Source organism: Hymenobacter volaticus (genome assembly GCF_022921055.1).
Taxonomy (GTDB): domain Bacteria; phylum Bacteroidota; class Bacteroidia; order Cytophagales; family Hymenobacteraceae; genus Hymenobacter; species Hymenobacter volaticus.
The window spans coordinates 3,347,120-3,363,314 of the sequence record NZ_CP095061.1 but is presented as its reverse complement, the minus strand read 5'-3'; the positions used below and the strand labels follow the sequence as shown (position 1 = coordinate 3,363,314).

Sequence of the window (16,195 nt, the reverse complement as noted above, 5' to 3'; positions counted from 1 at the left end):
GTATAGTTTGGCAACCTCAGCACGCGAGATGCTTCGACTCCGCTCAGCAGGACGTTCAGAGAAAACAACAGCCGGTTGAAAACTTCCATTCTCTAAGCTAAATGCGCAATATCCGCTGAGACCAACTAGCTACTAGGCTTCCTAACCCTGGCTGTAGCTTTAGCTTCCATAAATTCCGCATACCTACCCTATGATAAAGTCCCTTGCCTTTTTCACCTTGCTTAGCTTGCCTGGCTTGGCTGTGGCTCAGCAATCCGCTTTGCCACCCGTCAAAACCACTTCGTTTCGCGCTGATACCTTTTCCATTGCCAAGTACGGCGGGGTAGCCGATGCACTGACGTCGAACACCGTGGCCTTTCAAAAAGCCATAGACGAGTGCAGCCAAAAAGGCGGCGGAGTGGTGCTCGTGCCGCGCGGGCAGTGGCTAACCGGCCCAATTGAAATGCGCAGCAATGTGAACCTGCACGTTGCAGCCGGGGCCCTAGTCCAATTCAGCGACAACCGCGCCGACTACAAGCTCCACAAAACCAATTGGGAAGGCCTCGACGCCGTGCGCAACCAAGCCCTGATCTATGGCAAGAACTTAGAAAACGTAGCCATAACCGGCCAAGGCATCCTCGACGGGGCCGGCGAAGCGTGGTGGATGGTGCAAAAAGGCCGCTCCACGGAAGGCGAATGGAAACAGTTGGTGGCCTCGGGGGGCTTCCTCAACGAGAAGCAGGACCGGTGGTACCCCTCGGCCCAAAGCCTGAAAGGCACCACCGTGAAGGAAGCCGGTGTGATAACCGAGGAGAAGTCGGAAATCAAGGAATTCGAAGAAATTAAAGACTATCTGCGGCCCGATTTCTTGGTGCTCGACCAGTGCAAGCGGCTGCTCTTTGAGGGCGTCACGTTTCAGAACTCACCCGCTTGGACCGTGCACCCCATGCGCAGCGAAGACGTAGTTGTGCGCAATATCAACGTGCTCAACGGCCCCTACACGCCCAATACCGACGCCCTGGATTTGGAATCCTGCAAAAACGGCATCGTGGAAGGCTGCACGTTTAGCGCCGGCGACGATGCTATCTGCATCAAATCGGGCCGCAACGAGCAGGGGCGCAAGCGGGCCATGCCCACCGAGAACTTCATCATCCGCAACTGCAAGGTGTACCGTGGCCACGGCGGCTTCGTGATTGGCTCTGAAATGTCGGGCGGGGCGCGCAACCTGTACGTGAGCAACATCACCATGATTGGCACCGACATCGGGCTGCGCTTTAAAACCACCCGCGGCCGGGGCGGCGTCGTGGAGAATATCTTCATTCAGGACATCGACATGAAAGACATTCCCGGCGAGGCCATCCTGTTCGACATGTATTACATGATTAAGGACCCCACGCCGCAGGTGGCCGGCTCCAAGGAACGGCCCGTGTCGCCGGCCAAACCCGTGGATGAAAGCACGCCGCAATTCCGCAAAATCCAGATTCGCAACGTGACCTGCAACGGCGCCAAAACCGGCATCATGGTGCGCGGCCTACCCGAAATGGCTATCAAGGACATCAGCATCGAAAATGCCGTGCTGCAAAGCGACAAAGGCCTCGTGTGCATCGAAGCCGACAACATCAGCCTCAAAAACGTGACCCTGTTGCCCACCAACACCGACCCCGTAATGGAAGTGCACAACAGCCAAAACATCACCCTCGACAACATCAAGTACGCCCCCGGCGCCACAGTGCTACTACGCGTATCCGGTGCTGAAAAAGCCAAGAACGTCCGCCTAGTAAACACCGACGCCTCGAAAGCCAAAAAGGACATCGAGTACGGCCAAAACGTGAAGAAAAAGGCGGTAGTAGTGTCAAAACGATAACAGCCACATCTAGCCCTAGAAAGCAAGCTAAAGAACTAGTTCCCTTCCTCAGATGAGGAGGAGTGGTTGACAAATAGTTAGACGACTCTCACGACCGTCATGCTGAGCGGAGTCGAAGCATCTCGCGTGCTGAGGTTGTAGAGCTAACCCAATGAATCGAGCGAGATGCTTCGACTCCGCTCAGCATGACCGTTTATAAATAAACAATTGGCTTGGTAAGCAATAATCGACACTTCAATCAGCTTAGCACAACAATACTCACGTCACCAGCAACGAGTAACCAATTGCTCTCAACCCTCCTCATCAGATGAGGAGTGCTAACTCCTCGTCTTCTGGTTTAAACTCTTTCCTTATGCATATCTACTCCCGTACCCTGCTCTTGCTTTGCCTGCTGCTCGCACAATTCGCGCAAGCGCAAAACAAGCCCAAAACGGCTGCCAAGCCTCTTTCACAGCGGATGGCCGACTCGTTTATGGCCGAGTATCCCGATTCGTTGGGCCCGGCCAAAAGCAAGGCGGCGCGCTGGGGCTACGAGCAAGGGGTGATGCTGAAGGCCGTGGAGCGGGTGTGGCAGCACACCGGTGATAAGCGCTACTTCAACTACGTCCGCAAAGTGCTCGACTATTCGGTGCAGCCTGATGGGTCCATTCTCGGCTATAAGATGGAAGATTACAACGTCGACTACATCCCGACGGGCCGCTCGGTGCTGACCATGAGCCAGCAATTTCCGAAGGAAGAAAAGTACCGCAAAGCCGCCGACTTGCTGCGCAAGCAGATCAGCAACCAGCCGCGCACGCAGGAGGGCGGCTTCTGGCACAAGAAGCGCTACCCCAATCAGATGTGGCTCGACGGCCTCTACATGGTCGAGCCCTTCTACGCCGAGTACAGCAAACTCTACAACCAGCCCGCCAACTTCGACGACATTGCCAAGCAGTTTGCCTTAATCGAGAAGTACGCCCTGGATTCCAAAACGGGCTTGCTCTACCACGCCTACGATGAAAGCAAAGAGCAGAAATGGGCCAACAAAACCACCGGCCAGTCGCCCAACTTTTGGAGCCGGGGCATGGGCTGGTATGCCATGGCCTTGGTGGATGTGCTCGACTATTTTCCGAAAAACCACCCGCAACGCGCCCAACTTGTCAAGGATTTGCAGCGCCTAGCGCCGGTGTTAACCAAGTATCAAGATGCCAAGACGGGCGGCTGGTATCAGGTGACGGACCAAGGTACCCGCGCCGGCAACTACATCGAAACCTCGTCGTCCAGCATGTTTGTGTACGCGCTAGCCAAGGGTGTGCGGTTGGGCTACCTCGATAAGTCGTACCAGAAGGCGGCCGAAAAAGGCTACCAGGGGTTGGTGAAGAACTTCATTGAAATGGAGCCCAACGGCAACGTTTCCCTGAACGGTATCGTGAGCGTGGGCGGCCTCGGCGGCGACCCGTACCGCGACGGCAGCTACGAATATTACCTGAGTGAGCCCATCAAGAAGAACGATTTCAAAGGCTACGGCCCGTTCATTATGGCGAGCGTGGAGATGGAAATGGCCAATCCCAAAAGTCTGACCAGTAAATAAGTTACGCGGTAGAGGCGGGGTGCCAGAGGAACTAGCTTTCTTCTGGCACCCCGCTTTTTTTGTGGTACACGTCATCATCTTAGCTACCAGAAACCAGGATACTACAGGTTACTGATAGAAAAATTCCATGGTAAGTTGGGACGATAATGAACTCCTCGACTTCCTTGAATCCTCTTCTATGAAGACCAATTTACTGTCTTGGCTGGTTTGTGCGGCGTTGTTTTGGGGTGGTGATGCGGTAGCGCAAACGTCAGCTCGCAAGCAGGTGCAATACCTTTCCGGCACCGACAACATCCATACGAAAACCTGGGATTTCTACTGCACCGGCGGCCGCCGCAGCGGCGCCTGGACCACCATTCAGGTGCCTTCGAGTTGGGAGCAGCAGGGTTTTGGCAGCTACAACTACGGCCGCGACTACAAAACCTACGGCAAGAACTTCCGCTTCGCCGACGAGAAAGGCCAGTACAAGCACCAATTCAAGGTGCCCGCTGCCTGGCGTGACCAGCAGGTGTATATCGTGTTTGAGGGGTCGATGACCGACACTGAAGTGAAGGTGAACGGCCAGCTAGCCGGCCCCATTCACCAGGGCGCGTTCTACCGCTTCAAGTACGACCTCACCGACAAGCTGAAGTACGACCAAGACAACCTACTGGAAATAACCGTCAGCAAGATGTCGGCGGAACCGACCGTGAACAACGCCGAGCGCCTCGCCGACTATTGGGTGTTTGGCGGTATTTTCCGGCCGGTGTATCTAGAGGCGTATCCCAAGCAGTTCATCCCGCACACCGCCATCAATGCCCGCGCCGACGGCTCGTTTGCCGTCAATGTCGCCCTCAAAGGTTTGCGCCAAGCCACCGACGTGAAGGCTGATATTCTGGACGCCCAAGGCAAGGTGGTGGGCACCGCCCTAGGCCGCGCTGCTGCCAACGATACGCTGGTGAAGCTCAGCACCACGGTGAGCAAGCCGCTGCTTTGGAACTCCGAGAAGCCGAACATGTACCGCACCAACATCCGGCTGGAAGCGGGCGGCCAGACGCTCTACCAAACCACCGAGAAGTTTGGGTTCCGCACCATCGAAATTCGGCGCGGTAAGGGCATCTACGTGAACGGCACGCAGGTGAAGATGAAGGGCATCAACCGCCACAGCTGGTGGCCCGAAACGGCCCGTACCCTCAACGACTCGATTCACTTGATGGACGTGAAGCTCATCAAGGAAATGAACATGAATGCCGTGCGCATGTCGCACTACCCGCCCGATGCTAAGTTTCTGGACCTCTGCGACTCGCTTGGCCTCTACGTGCTCGATGAATTGGCTGGCTGGCAAAAGGCCTACGGCACCAAAGTAGGGGAGAAGCTGGTGCGCGAGATGGTGATAAAAGACGTCAACCACCCGAGCATCATCTTCTGGAGCAACGGCAACGAAGGCGGCACCAACAAGGAGCTGGACGACGACTACGGCCGCTACGACCTCTCGAACCGCCCCGTCATCCATGCCCACCACCGCCCCGGCAACGCCTTTAACGGCATCGACTGCAACCACTACGAGAACTACTACAGCACCCAAAAAATCCTCGCCGACTCCTTGATTTACATGCCCACAGAGTTCCTGCACGCGCAGGACGACGGCGGGGCCGCCGTGGGTTTGGCCGACTTTTGGGACCTGCACTGGAAGTCGCAACGCTCCGGCGGTGGCTTCCTGTGGGCCTTGGTGGATGAAGGCATTGTGCGCACCGATCAGAATAACATCATCGACGTGAACGGCGTGAATGCGCCCGACGGCGTGGTAGGTCCGCACCGCGAGAAAGAGGGCAGTTTCTACGCCCTGCGGGAAATCTTCTCGCCCATCAAGATTGACATGAAGGAGCTGCCCGCCAAGTTTAAGGGCACGATTCCGGTGGAAAACCGCTACCACTACAACAACCTCAACGAGTGCTTTTTCCAGTGGGAACTGGTGAACTACCGCCAGCCCGGCGAAGTTTTCACCGGCTCAACCACCCTCCAAAAAAGCCGCGCCACCTCGCCGAAAGTAGCGCCATTAGACCGGGGTGAGTTGAAACTCAAGTTGCCCAAAAACTGGCAGGACTATGACGCTTTGGTGCTCTCGGCCTTCGACCCGCAGAAAAACCTGGTGTACAAATGGAGCTGGAAAACCGGCGACAACACCCGCTTGCTCCGCAACATCCTGCCCGGCACGGAAAAGCAACCGGCCGTAGCCGCCACCGAAACCGACAGCACCCTCACGCTGCAAGCCGCCGGCATTACGGTTAGCTTCAACAAGAAAACAGGCGAAATCCAGGATGTAAAAGGCAACAGCGGCGACAAGCTCAGCTTCGGCAAAGGCCCTGTGTTGGTAAGCGGCAATGCCACCTTCACCGGCCTGAAGCGCCGTACTGAGCTCGACGGCGAGGTGGTGGAAATGAGCTACCAAGGCGACCTAAAATCGGTACGCTGGAAGATGGACGGCAACGGCTGGCTGCGCCTGGACTACGAGTACGCCGTGAACGGTGACCTGCCCTTCACCGGCATCAGCTTCACCTACCCCGAAAATTACGTGCTCGGCGCCAAGTGGCTCGGCAAAGGCCCGTACCGCGTCTGGAAAAACCGCATGCAGGGCGTGGGCGAAAGTGTGTGGGAAAACGCCTACAACAACACCCAAACCGGCGCCGCTCCCTGGATTTACCCCGAGTTCAAAGGCTACTTCGCCGACATCACTTGGATGGAAATGAACACCGTGGAAGGCAAGTTCTTGGTCGCCAGCCCCAACAAAGGGTTGTTTGTGCGCCTCTTCGATTTCTACGGCTTGTCTGGCGTGAAGCCCTACCCGTCGCTGCCCGTCGGCAACCTTTCGTTCCTGGAAACCATCCCGCCGCTCGGCACCAAGCTGGCCCTCAACATCGACGCCAACACCAAAAACCTTGGTCCCAACAGCGAGCTAAACCATGTCAGCGGCCCCTCAAAACGCACCCTGTACTTCTTCTTCGGCCTCCCCAAATCCAACGCCACCCCCCAGCCCTACAAGGCCCCAGCCAAAGACGAGCTATTTTAACCCCACCCCCGGCCCCGCTGCTTGATGCGCAGCATCCTCCGGGAGAGGGGTGTTCTAAAACATCCTGCGTCTGGCACCCCTCTCCCGGAGGGTGGGGGTGAGGTAACGGAAGAGTACAGGAGGGCTAGCGCGGGCAGATTCACCTTCTTGAACTTGTTCTTCGCTACCCACCACTAAGCAGCAGCTACACAAGCCCATTCAACAATGCTAAAAGTGAAATCGAGTGTTTTGAAAAACTATTTCCTGAGCTGGAAAACCTTGTTGGTAGGGGTGCTGATTGCGTCCTCGGTGAGCGTCTCGGGGCAGAAGATGCCGAACAAGAAAGCGGTGCTGAAAACCATGCGGCAAACCAACGACTACTTCATGAAGCTCTGGCCCGATCCGGGCAAAGACATCATGACCAACAAGCTCCGCCCGAGCCACATCTGGACCCGTGCCGTGTACTACGAAGGCCTAATGGCGCTTTACGGCATTGATAAGCAGCAGCGTTATTACGATTACGCCGTCGATTGGGGCACCAAGCACCAGTGGGGCATCCGCAACGGCATCACCGACCGCAACGCCGACAACCAAGCCTGCGGCCAAACGTACATCGACCTCTACAACATCGACCCCAAGCCGGAGCGCATCCGCGACATCAAGGCCAGCATCGACAACATGGTGCAGACCCCCAAAGTCGACGATTGGAACTGGATTGACGCCCTGCAAATGGCCATGCCTGTGTACGCCCGCCTCGGGGTGCTCTACAAGGATACAGCCTACTATGAGAAGATGTACCGCATCTATAACTACTCGAAAACCGTGCACGGCGGCAACGGCCTCTACAATCCGCAAGACCAGTTGTGGTGGCGCGACAAAGACTTCGTGCCGCCCTACAAAGAGCCCAACGGCGAGGATTGCTACTGGAGCCGCGGCAATGGGTGGGTGGTAGCCGCCTTGGTCCGTGTGCTCGACATCATGCCCAAAGACGCCCCGCACCGCGCCGAATATGAGCAGATGTACCTCAGCATGATGAAGGCCCTGCCGGCTCTGCAACGCCCCGACGGCTACTGGAACGTCAGCCTCCACGACCCAACTAACTACGGCGGCAAAGAGCTAACCGGCACCGCCCTCTTCATTTACGGCATGGCGTGGGGCCTCAACCATGGCCTGCTCGACGCTAAGCAATACCAGCCCATCATTGCCAAAGCCTGGACCGCCATGGCCAAAGAATGTGTGCACCCCAATGGCTTCCTCGGCTACGTGCAAGGCACCGGCAAAGAGCCCAAAGACGGCCAACCCGTCAGCTACACCAGCAAACCCGACTTCGAAGACTACGGCACCGGCTGCTTCCTGCTAGCTGGCACGGAGATATACAAGATGAAGTAAGACTACAGCTAAATGAAGCTGTAACTGAGTGAATGAAGATAGAGCTAGAAGACTCGTTCCTCTCAGATGAGGAGAATAGAGGTAATTGATTAACGCCAAAACAATCTACAGGAACGTCATGCTGAGCTTGCCGAAGCATCTCGCGTGCTGAGGTTGGAACACTACTCTGGTGTCAGCACGCGAGATGCTTCGGCAAGCTCAGCATGACGGATAGTTTGACAACATGAGCAACGAGCAGTCACTATCCCAAGCCTCCTCATTTTAGGGGATCTAGTTGCCTTCTAGCCTCTAGCCCTCGTTGCAAAGCAATGAATTCCTCGTCTTTCTGACTTATGAAAACACCACTCGCTCTTTCCTTGCTTTTCGCCGCTGCGCTAACCCAAAGCTCTGCCCAGGCTCAGGGCCCGAAATGGCCGGAAATCACGCAGCAAACCAAGCCCTGGACGCGCTGGTGGTGGGAAGGTAGCGCCGTCAACAAAGAGGACTTGACGCACCTGCTCACGCAGTACCAGCAGGCCGGGTTGGGCGGGGTGGAAATCACCACGATCTACGGGGTGAAGGGCGCCGAAAATCAGTTCATCAACTTCCTAGAGCCGAAGTGGATGGACATGCTCACGCACACGCTCACGGAAGCCGGTCGGTTAGGCATGGGCGTGGACATGGCGCAGGCTTCCGGCTGGCCGTTCGGCGGGCCGTGGGTGACGCAGGAAGACGCCTGCAAATACGTGGCCTCGCAAACCTACTCGCTCAAAGGCGGCGAGCAGCTGAAGGAGCCGGTGCGCTTCGTGCAGCAGCCCATCCTGCGCGTTATCGGTCCGCGGGTTGACATCAAGCAGCTAGTAGAACCGATTACCAAGAACCCGGATTTGCAGCTCCGCGCCTTCGACCAGGTGCGCTTCGAGAAGCCGCTGCCGTTGCAGGCTCTGATGGCGTACTCCGATAAGGGCCAGACGCTAGACCTAACCAGCAAAGTAGCCTCCGATGGCAAACTGAACTGGACTGCCCCGGCCGGTAACTGGACGCTTTACGGCGTGTTCCAAGGCTGGCATGGCAAGATGGTGGAGCGCGCTGGTCCTGGTGGGGAAGGCGACGTTATCGACCACTTTTCGAAAACCGCCACCGACAACTACCTACGTTATTTCGACCAGGCCTTCAAAGGCCGCGACGTGAAACCCATCCGGGCGTTTTTCAACGACTCCTATGAGGTAGACGACGCCCAAGGCGAGAGCAACTGGACGCCGCAGCTGTTTGCCGAGTTTCAGAAGCGCCACGCCTATGATTTACGCCAGCACTTGCCGGCGTTGTTTGGCAAGGCGTCCGAGGACGAAAACAAGCGCGTGCTCTCAGACTACCGGGAAACCATTTCCGAACTGCTGCTCGAAAACTACACCAAGACGTGGGCCACGTGGGCGAAAACGCATGATGCGTTGATCCGCAATCAAGCCCACGGTTCGCCGGCTAACATCCTGGATTTATACGCCGCCACCGACATTCCCGAGACGGAAGGCCAAGACTTGGTGCGCATCAAATTTGCTTCTTCGGCGGCGCACGTAACGGGCAAGCCGCTCACCTCGGCAGAGACAGCCACGTGGGAAAACGAGCATTTCCTGACCAAGCTGAGCGACGCAAAAAAGGCCTTGGACCGGATGCTGCTCGGCGGTGTCAACCACACGTTCTACCACGGCACCAATTACTCGCCGCAAGCCGCCGCGTGGCCCGGCTGGATTTTCTACGCGGCTGTGCATTTCAACCCCAACAACTCGTTCTGGCCCGATTTCGGCCAACTCAACAAGTACGTAGCGCACTGCCAGTCGTTTATGCAAGCCGGTAGGCCAGCCAACGATGTGCTGGTGTACTTGCCCATGTACGATGCTTACGTGCGGCCCGGCAAGGTGCTCTTGCAGCATTTCGACGGCATCGACCACGGCTTCAAAGGCATGCCCATTGAAGAAACCAGCGCCACTCTCCTCAAGCGCGGCTATGGCTTCGACTACATTTCCGACAAGCAATTGCTAGATGTGAAAGGTGTGGGTAGCACGCTGCAAACCGGCGGCGCTACCTACCGCACCGTTCTGGTCCCCAACGCCAGCCTGATGCCGCTGCCTACTCTACAGCAACTCATGAAGCTGGCGCAAGGCGGTGCCACCATCGTGATGGAAGACCAACTGCCCGCCGACGTGCCCGGCCTCGGCAGCCTCGACAGCCGCCGCAGCGCGTTTCGCAAGCTGCTGGCCCAAATCAAGCTGGCCCCCGGCAAGCAAGCCGACGTACAGCAGGCACAAGTGGGCAAAGGCCGCATCTTAATTGGTAAAGACGTGGACCAGCTGCTGACGCAAGCAGGGGTGAAGCGCGAAAAAATGGTGGATACGGGCTTGCAATTCGAGCGCCGCCGCCACGCCAAAGGACACTACTACTTCGTAGCCAATTGGAGCGACAAAGCCATCGACGGTTGGTTGCCGCTGCAAACCGCCGCCAAATCAGTAGCCCTCTACAACCCCATGACCGAAAAGCTCGGTATGGCCTCTACGCGGACCGCTGCGGAGGGAATGCCGGAAGTGTATGTACAGTTGGCTCCTGGCGAATCGTGCATCCTGGAAACCAACGAAGCCGGCACCACCGGCCCGGCTTACGCCTACGTGAAGCCAGCCGGTGCCCCGCAGCCCATCAACGGCACCTGGAAAGTTGCCTTCGTATCGGGTGGACCGACGCTGCCGGCGCCGTTACAAACGCAGAAGCTGGACTCCTGGACCACCATGGCCGGGGAAGCGGGCCAGAAGTTCTCGGGCACGGCTACCTATACCACGTCGTTCCCCGCGCCACAAGGCAGCGGCAGCGGCTGGCTGCTCGACCTTGGCCGCGTGGCGCAGAGTGCCCGCGTGCAACTCAACGGCAAAGAGCTCGGCACGCTCATCGGGCCAGTCTACCAGGTGTACGTGCCGAAAGAGCAACTGCAAGCCACCAATAACCTGACCGTCACGGTTAGCAACGGCATGGCTAACCGCATCATCGACATGGACAAGAACCACGTCGAGTACAAGAAATTCTATAACGTAAACGTAGCCGCCCGGCTCAAGGAAAACCGCAACCCCGAAGGTCTGTTCACCGCCGAAAAATGGACGCCACAGGAATCAGGCCTGCTAGGCCCCGTAACTCTAACGCCCACAGCCTCCGCCACGCAGCCCCGAAAGTGCAGTGATGGATAATTCACCGCTTATTCTCAAGCCCGTCATGCTGAGCGGAGTCGAAGCATCTCGCGTGCTGATACCAGAGTAGTATCACAACGTCAGCACGCGAGATGCTTCGGCAAGCTCAGCATGACGGGCTTAGGAATTGCTAAAGAGTAGCTTTCCTAAGAATTCTATGCTTTCTCTACCGAAAACTCCGTCCACTAATTCTCACACAACCATATGGAAGAAATAGCCTTTACCATGCAACTCAAACCCGGCAACGTGGCCGAATACCAACGGCGGCACGATGAAATCTGGCCGGAACTGTCGGAGGCGTTGGAAAAAGCTGGTATTCGAGATTATTCCATCTACCTCGCTCCGGAAAGCGGCACCCTGTTCGCCGTGCAAAAGCGCACCCCCGACCACACCGCCGACCAATTGCCAGGTCTACCCATCATGAAACGCTGGTGGGATTACATGGCCGATTTGATGGATACCAACCCCGACAATTCTCCTGTGGCAAAACCCTTGCAGCGAGTGTTCCACATGGACTAACAACTGCCGGCTAACCACTAACCAGCTAAAGCTAGAAAACTAGTTTTTTTCTTTAGCTCAGCAGCGGTTAGAACTATCCACAGGAACGTCATGCTGAGCGGAGTCGAAGCATCTCGCGTGCTGACACCAGAGTAGTATTCTAACCTCAGCTGCGCTCAGCATGACGGGTAGTGTAGCAATGTCAATCCTGCACAAGTAGGGTAGAATGATATGGTTCTACTCGACAACACTGCTTCAAAACGTCATTTTCTAGAATTGAAATTCTTGGAAAATTTTTCCTTTTAACAGGAGGGTGCGAGACAGTTCCGCGGAAGTAATTAGGCAGCTTTGGAATGTGAGTGAAGTACTTTTTGACTGACGCGTGGTGGAACCGGGAATTGCGGCCGTGGGAATCCGTCTTGCCCAACCCCGCCACGCGTCACGTCAACTACACGGAAGCCATGCTGCCCGAGCATTGGAAAAAGAGGCTAGCTAAGGAAGAGCTTACCGATCAACGGCGGCAAAGCGTGCAACATAGCCACGCCAAAAACTATAGCATCAAAGGCTTCAATAGCACAGTCCAACGTTAGGAGCCGATAACTGCGCAGAACAGCGCCAATATGAATTTTAAAGTGAAGTGAAGAATAAGGCTAGAGAAGCGGCTTCCATATGGAAGCCGCTTCTTTTTTGCGCCAGCTGCCGGTCACAGTCAGCCTACCATGCCCACACCCGCGTGCCTACAAAGCCGTGCACGAGCAACCAACCAGCCAGATAGGCAAGGCCGAAAGTGGTAAAGGCAAGCAGGCGCTTCGTCCAAGGGTTGCCAAGGCCTTTCCAGTGCCGAAGCAGAAGCACAATTTCCACCGCTACCAACACACCAAAAAGCATAGCGCCCACGAAAATGGTGAGCGTGGTTAGATTGACGGAGGCAAAGGCAAAAAAGTCTTGGTCCGGCTGCAACAACAGTTTCAGGGCTGCCGCCAGGGCCAGCGTAGCCGCGACGGGCAGTAGATGCAGGAACAATAGCCTACGCGGCAGTTTACCGCGCAACACCCGAATCAGCCCCAAGAGTCCAACGAACACCGATGCAGCTAGTGCAAGTACGCTCAGTGCCAGCAACGCTTGTTGCACCCGGACCCAAGCCAAAGAGGCAGGTTGGTAGTAAGTGTCATCAATAATTACTGTTTGCACACCCGCAGCATCAGTGCCCATCACCACGGTGGGCACCGCTTGGTGCATACTGCGAAACAAGTGCGGGCCTTCCGCTACCAACGTATCGGGGCCGCCTCGGCCGTGTAGCGCCAGTTGGTTGCCAGACCGCTGCAAACTGATGCCTTGCGTGAGGCGCTCGATAGGGGAGAATCGCTCGTGCGTGGAGTTGCCAGGCTGGTAGTAGCCGCTGTAGGTTTCCAACGTGGTTGGTGCGGGTACCATGGCTGGTCGGCGCGGCGGCTCTGGCAGATTTCGGGTCACAAAATCAGCTACTAACCGTTCGATACGGCCTCCGTTGTAACCGCCGTTGAGGGCCAGCGCAAAGCCAATGCCGAGCTGACGGTTGTACTGAAAAGTGGCATTGGTGCCCACCAACGCGCCACTGTGGCCCTGAAACGACGCCTTGGGCAATTGGAACGTATGGTTGCCTAAGCCGTAACCGGAGCGCAGGCCGAGACGGGAAGCCAACGTGCTGTGCACCGTTTCCATTTCTTGCAAGTAAAAAGCGGGCAGCCAAGGTGTGTTGTCAAGCTGCCAGTCGTTGAGGTAGAAACGGAGGAATCGGGCCATATCGTCGGCTGTAGAGGTAAGGGCACCGTCGGCTCCATTGCCTTGCAACTCGAAAAACGGTACGGGTATGGCTCTGCCATCCTGCATCAGGTAGCCTTGTGCCTGCTTATTTGACGCCTCTATGTGCCGCGCAAAGCTGGAATGGCGCATACCGAGTGGCTGCAATACGTGGCGGGCTAGGTATTGGTCCCAAGGCTCCCCCGACAGCTTTTCTATCAGGTAGCCAAGCACGATGTAGTCCGCGTTGGAGTAGGCCATCCGCTCACCGGGCCGCCAGCGCGAAACCAACTGCGTCTGATAGAGCTTCACTGCTTTCAGCCCCTTTAACTCAGGGCCGGAAACACGAAACGTCTTGTTCAAATACACATCATCGAAACCGGCCGTGTGTTCCAGCAAGTGCACTACCTGCACCGGGGCAATAGCTTCCCACTGGTTCACAACGCCTATTTCCGGGGCTATGACGCTGAGTTTATCGGAGAGATGCAGCTTGCCTTCGTGCAGGAGGTGAAGGATGCCTAGCGCTGTGAAGTTCTTGGTGACTGAGCCCATGCGAAACCGGGTTGCGCGGGTCACCTTGGCTTGCGTTTGCAGATTGGCGTAGCCAAAGCCTCCGGCAAACAGCACCGAGTCTTTGGTGACAATAGTTAGCATCAGCCCCGGAATTCGTTCCTGTTGCATTACCACCTCAATGCGCTCTAGTAGTTCCGGCAGGCTTCGAGGTGATGCTTCATTGGGTTGCGGGGTTTGGGCTGCCACCGGCAGGCAAACGCCAAGTAGCAGCAAGAGCAACAGGTGTTTCATAGGAATTGGCGGAGAACAGTAAAGGCAGTGTCAAGCGCTGTGGGCTGGTGCTTAGCCAACTGCGCCACTTGCTGGCGCAAGGTGCGCTTGCTTCTCTGCCCTGCAGACCGCTAATCCGCCAACAGGTCTGTTCTCACCGCCAACTCGCTTGTAGGTTGGTTTGCAGTAGCCTAGTTGGTAGCCGTTCAACTCAGCGCATTGATTTGGTAGTGGCGGGGAGTTTTGGGGTGTTGGCGGGAGTAGAGGCCACCGTGTACGCCGATTTTCCTAGTTTACTTGTCGAAGCCGCTACTCAGTTCGCTTGCCCATGATGCGTCGTCGTCTCCTGCTCAACCATCTAGTTTTTTGGACGCTGTTTGTGAGCGTATCGGTGGTCTTTGACACCATTGCCCGCAATCAGGGCGCCTTCAGCTTGCCGCTGTACTTACGGCAGTTCACCGACTTGTTTAGCATCGTGAAACAAGGACGGGTACTGTTCACCTTTTACCTCAGCCTGTGGGTGCTCACCCGCTTCTTTTACCCGCGGCAGTTAGGTGTTATCTTCCTTCAGGTTCTGCTGCTCGGGGTTTTTGACTCTGTTCTTGGCTACATGTTGGAACAGAAAATAATAGGCCCACTAACCGGCCAGTGGTTCAGCCCACCGGGTACCCCCATTCTTGGGTTCACTCTCCGCGACCTTACCACGAGTTGCCTCTACGTACTGCTAGCTTTCCTCTTCAAGCACCTGCGTGACCATTTCCGCACCGAGGCCCTGCAACATGAGAAAAACGCCATCGAGCTAGCCTACCTGAAGTCACAACTCAACCCGCACTTCCTCTTCAACACGCTCAACAACCTCTACGGCCTAGCTCTCACCGAGCCCGAGCGCACGCCTGATGTGGTGCTAAAGCTCTCGGAACTAATGCGCTACGTGCTCTACGAAAGCAACGAAACTTACGTGTCGTTGCCACAGGAAATAGAATATTTAAGCAGCTACATCAGCTTAGAGAAGCTGCGGCACGAAGGTCAGGTTTACGTAGATTTCACGGTGGCCGGGCCAGTAGATGGGCAGCGGATTGCGCCCTTGTTGCTAATCAGTTTCGTGGAAAACGCTTTCAAGCATGGGGCCGTTACCAATGCCGATTGTCCGATTACCTTGCATTTGTCGGTCGTTGGCAGCCAGCTTACCTTCACGACGCGCAACCAAATCGTGCGCAAAAACAAAGACCAAGTGGGTGGCATTGGCTTGGCCAGCGTGCGGCGACGGCTGGCACTACTTTATCCGGGCCAGCACCGGCTGGCAGTCAACCAAGAGCACGATGTGTTTGAATGCGCCCTACAACTCGATACGCACGTTCTTCAACCCGTTTCCTAACCCGACCACCATGCGCCTCAACGTGTATGCTATCGACGACGAGCCTCTGGCGCTGCGCGTCATCACCACGCATGTCAAGCAGTTGCCGTTTCTGCACCTAGTAGGCATCACCACCGATCCGGTGGCCGGATTGCTGCGGGTGAAGCAAGGCGACATCGACCTCGTATTCCTGGACATCCAAATGGCCCAACTTACCGGGCTGCAATTCCTGCAACTCCTCGGCGACCAGTGTCGCGTCATCCTCACCACCGCCTACGCCCACTACGCCCTCGATGGCTACGAGTATGCCGTGGCCGACTACCTGCTCAAACCCATTTCTTTTGAGCGGTTTCTGAAGGCCGTACAGCGCATACATAAGCAACTAGAGCAGCTAGCCGAGCAACCCTCAACTCCCATACCAGCCGTGCAACCGAAGTGCCTGTTCGTGAAAACCGACCAACGGCTCGTCAAGGTTGACTATGATGCTATCCTCTACATCGAAGGCGGCAAAGACTACACCACTATCGTCACCACCACCGAAAAGCTGCTTACCGTCAGCAGTCTAACGCACCTTGCCGACAGCCTGCCCCATCCGCAGTTTCTACGCGTGCACAAATCCTATATCGTGGCCCTCGACAAAATCTCGGTAGTAGAACGCCAGCGCATCTACTTAGATAAAGCCATAATCCCCATTGGAGACACCTACCGCGCCGCCTTCGCCAAAGTCGTAGCCGGCTAGCAGCATTTGGCG

The 16,195-nt window shown here is 56.4% G+C and carries 10 protein-coding genes; 9 read left to right on the top strand and 1 reads right to left on the bottom strand.

All coding sequences use genetic code 11. From position 1 onward, the window contains the following. Nucleotides 1-190: 190 nt before the first annotated feature. The 7 genes from MUN86_RS14550 to MUN86_RS14520 all read left to right on the top strand — a co-directional run bounded on the left by MUN86_RS14550 (nt 191) and on the right by MUN86_RS14520 (nt 12,118). On the top strand, nt 191-1,843 hold the full coding sequence (locus MUN86_RS14550; protein WP_245118764.1) for a glycoside hydrolase family 28 protein: 1,653 nt from the start codon (nt 191-193) through the stop codon (nt 1,841-1,843). 352 nt (nt 1,844-2,195) lie between these two features. Further along, on the top strand, nt 2,196-3,413 hold the full coding sequence (locus tag MUN86_RS14545; protein ID WP_311181710.1) for a glycoside hydrolase family 88/105 protein: 1,218 nt from the start codon (nt 2,196-2,198) through the stop codon (nt 3,411-3,413). A gap of 178 nt (nt 3,414-3,591) precedes the next feature. Beyond that, nucleotides 3,592-6,459, top strand: a complete 2,868-nt coding sequence (locus tag MUN86_RS14540) for a glycoside hydrolase family 2 protein (protein ID WP_245118762.1) — start codon at nt 3,592-3,594, stop codon at nt 6,457-6,459. Between the two features lie 309 nt (nt 6,460-6,768). Then, nucleotides 6,769-7,827: a glycoside hydrolase family 88/105 protein gene (locus MUN86_RS14535; protein WP_243802890.1), complete on the top strand. Its 1,059-nt coding sequence runs from the start codon at nt 6,769-6,771 to the stop codon at nt 7,825-7,827. Nucleotides 7,828-8,159: 332 nt separating this feature from the next. Further along, on the top strand, nt 8,160-11,030 hold the full coding sequence (locus MUN86_RS14530) for a glycosyl hydrolase (RefSeq protein WP_245118761.1): 2,871 nt from the start codon (nt 8,160-8,162) through the stop codon (nt 11,028-11,030). A gap of 204 nt (nt 11,031-11,234) precedes the next feature. Continuing rightward, nucleotides 11,235-11,549 carry an L-rhamnose mutarotase gene (gene rhaM, locus MUN86_RS14525; RefSeq protein WP_245118760.1) on the top strand — a complete coding sequence of 105 codons (315 nt, stop codon included), beginning with the start codon at nt 11,235-11,237 and terminating at the stop codon, nt 11,547-11,549. Nucleotides 11,550-11,887: 338 nt separating this feature from the next. Beyond that, nucleotides 11,888-12,118, top strand: a complete 231-nt coding sequence (locus tag MUN86_RS14520) for a hypothetical protein (RefSeq protein WP_245118759.1) — start codon at nt 11,888-11,890, stop codon at nt 12,116-12,118. A 124-nt stretch (nt 12,119-12,242) separates the two neighbouring features. Here the strand turns inward: MUN86_RS14520 and MUN86_RS14515 are convergent, their stop codons facing one another. Beyond that, complete coding sequence (locus tag MUN86_RS14515) at nt 12,243-14,111, bottom strand: serine hydrolase domain-containing protein (protein ID WP_245118758.1); 1,869 nt, start codon at nt 14,109-14,111, stop codon at nt 12,243-12,245. A 307-nt stretch (nt 14,112-14,418) separates the two neighbouring features. Here MUN86_RS14515 and MUN86_RS14510 point away from each other — a divergent pair, with 307 nt between their 5' ends. Then, a complete protein-coding gene (locus tag MUN86_RS14510) occupies nt 14,419-15,465 on the top strand; it encodes a sensor histidine kinase (protein ID WP_245118757.1) in 1,047 nt (348 codons plus the stop codon). Then, nucleotides 15,416-16,183: a LytR/AlgR family response regulator transcription factor gene (locus MUN86_RS14505; protein ID WP_245118756.1), complete on the top strand. Its 768-nt coding sequence runs from the start codon at nt 15,416-15,418 to the stop codon at nt 16,181-16,183. Before MUN86_RS14510 ends, MUN86_RS14505 begins: the two co-directional genes overlap by 50 nt. Nucleotides 16,184-16,195: the final 12 nt, after the last annotated feature.

Bases quoted from the DNA above. Each gene is read 5' to 3' on its own strand.
- MUN86_RS14540 (WP_245118762.1), top strand. From the start codon at position 3,592: ATGAAGACCAATTTACTGTCTTGGCTGGTTTGTGCGGCGTTGTTTTGG.
- MUN86_RS14515 (WP_245118758.1), bottom strand. From the start codon at position 14,111: ATGAAACACCTGTTGCTCTTGCTGCTACTTGGCGTTTGCCTGCCGGTG.
- MUN86_RS14545 (WP_311181710.1), top strand. From the start codon at position 2,196: ATGCATATCTACTCCCGTACCCTGCTCTTGCTTTGCCTGCTGCTCGCA.
- MUN86_RS14530 (WP_245118761.1), top strand. From the start codon at position 8,160: ATGAAAACACCACTCGCTCTTTCCTTGCTTTTCGCCGCTGCGCTAACC.
- MUN86_RS14510 (WP_245118757.1), top strand. From the start codon at position 14,419: ATGATGCGTCGTCGTCTCCTGCTCAACCATCTAGTTTTTTGGACGCTG.
- MUN86_RS14535 (WP_243802890.1), top strand. From the start codon at position 6,769: ATGCCGAACAAGAAAGCGGTGCTGAAAACCATGCGGCAAACCAACGAC.
- rhaM (WP_245118760.1), top strand. From the start codon at position 11,235: ATGGAAGAAATAGCCTTTACCATGCAACTCAAACCCGGCAACGTGGCC.
- MUN86_RS14550 (WP_245118764.1), top strand. From the start codon at position 191: ATGATAAAGTCCCTTGCCTTTTTCACCTTGCTTAGCTTGCCTGGCTTG.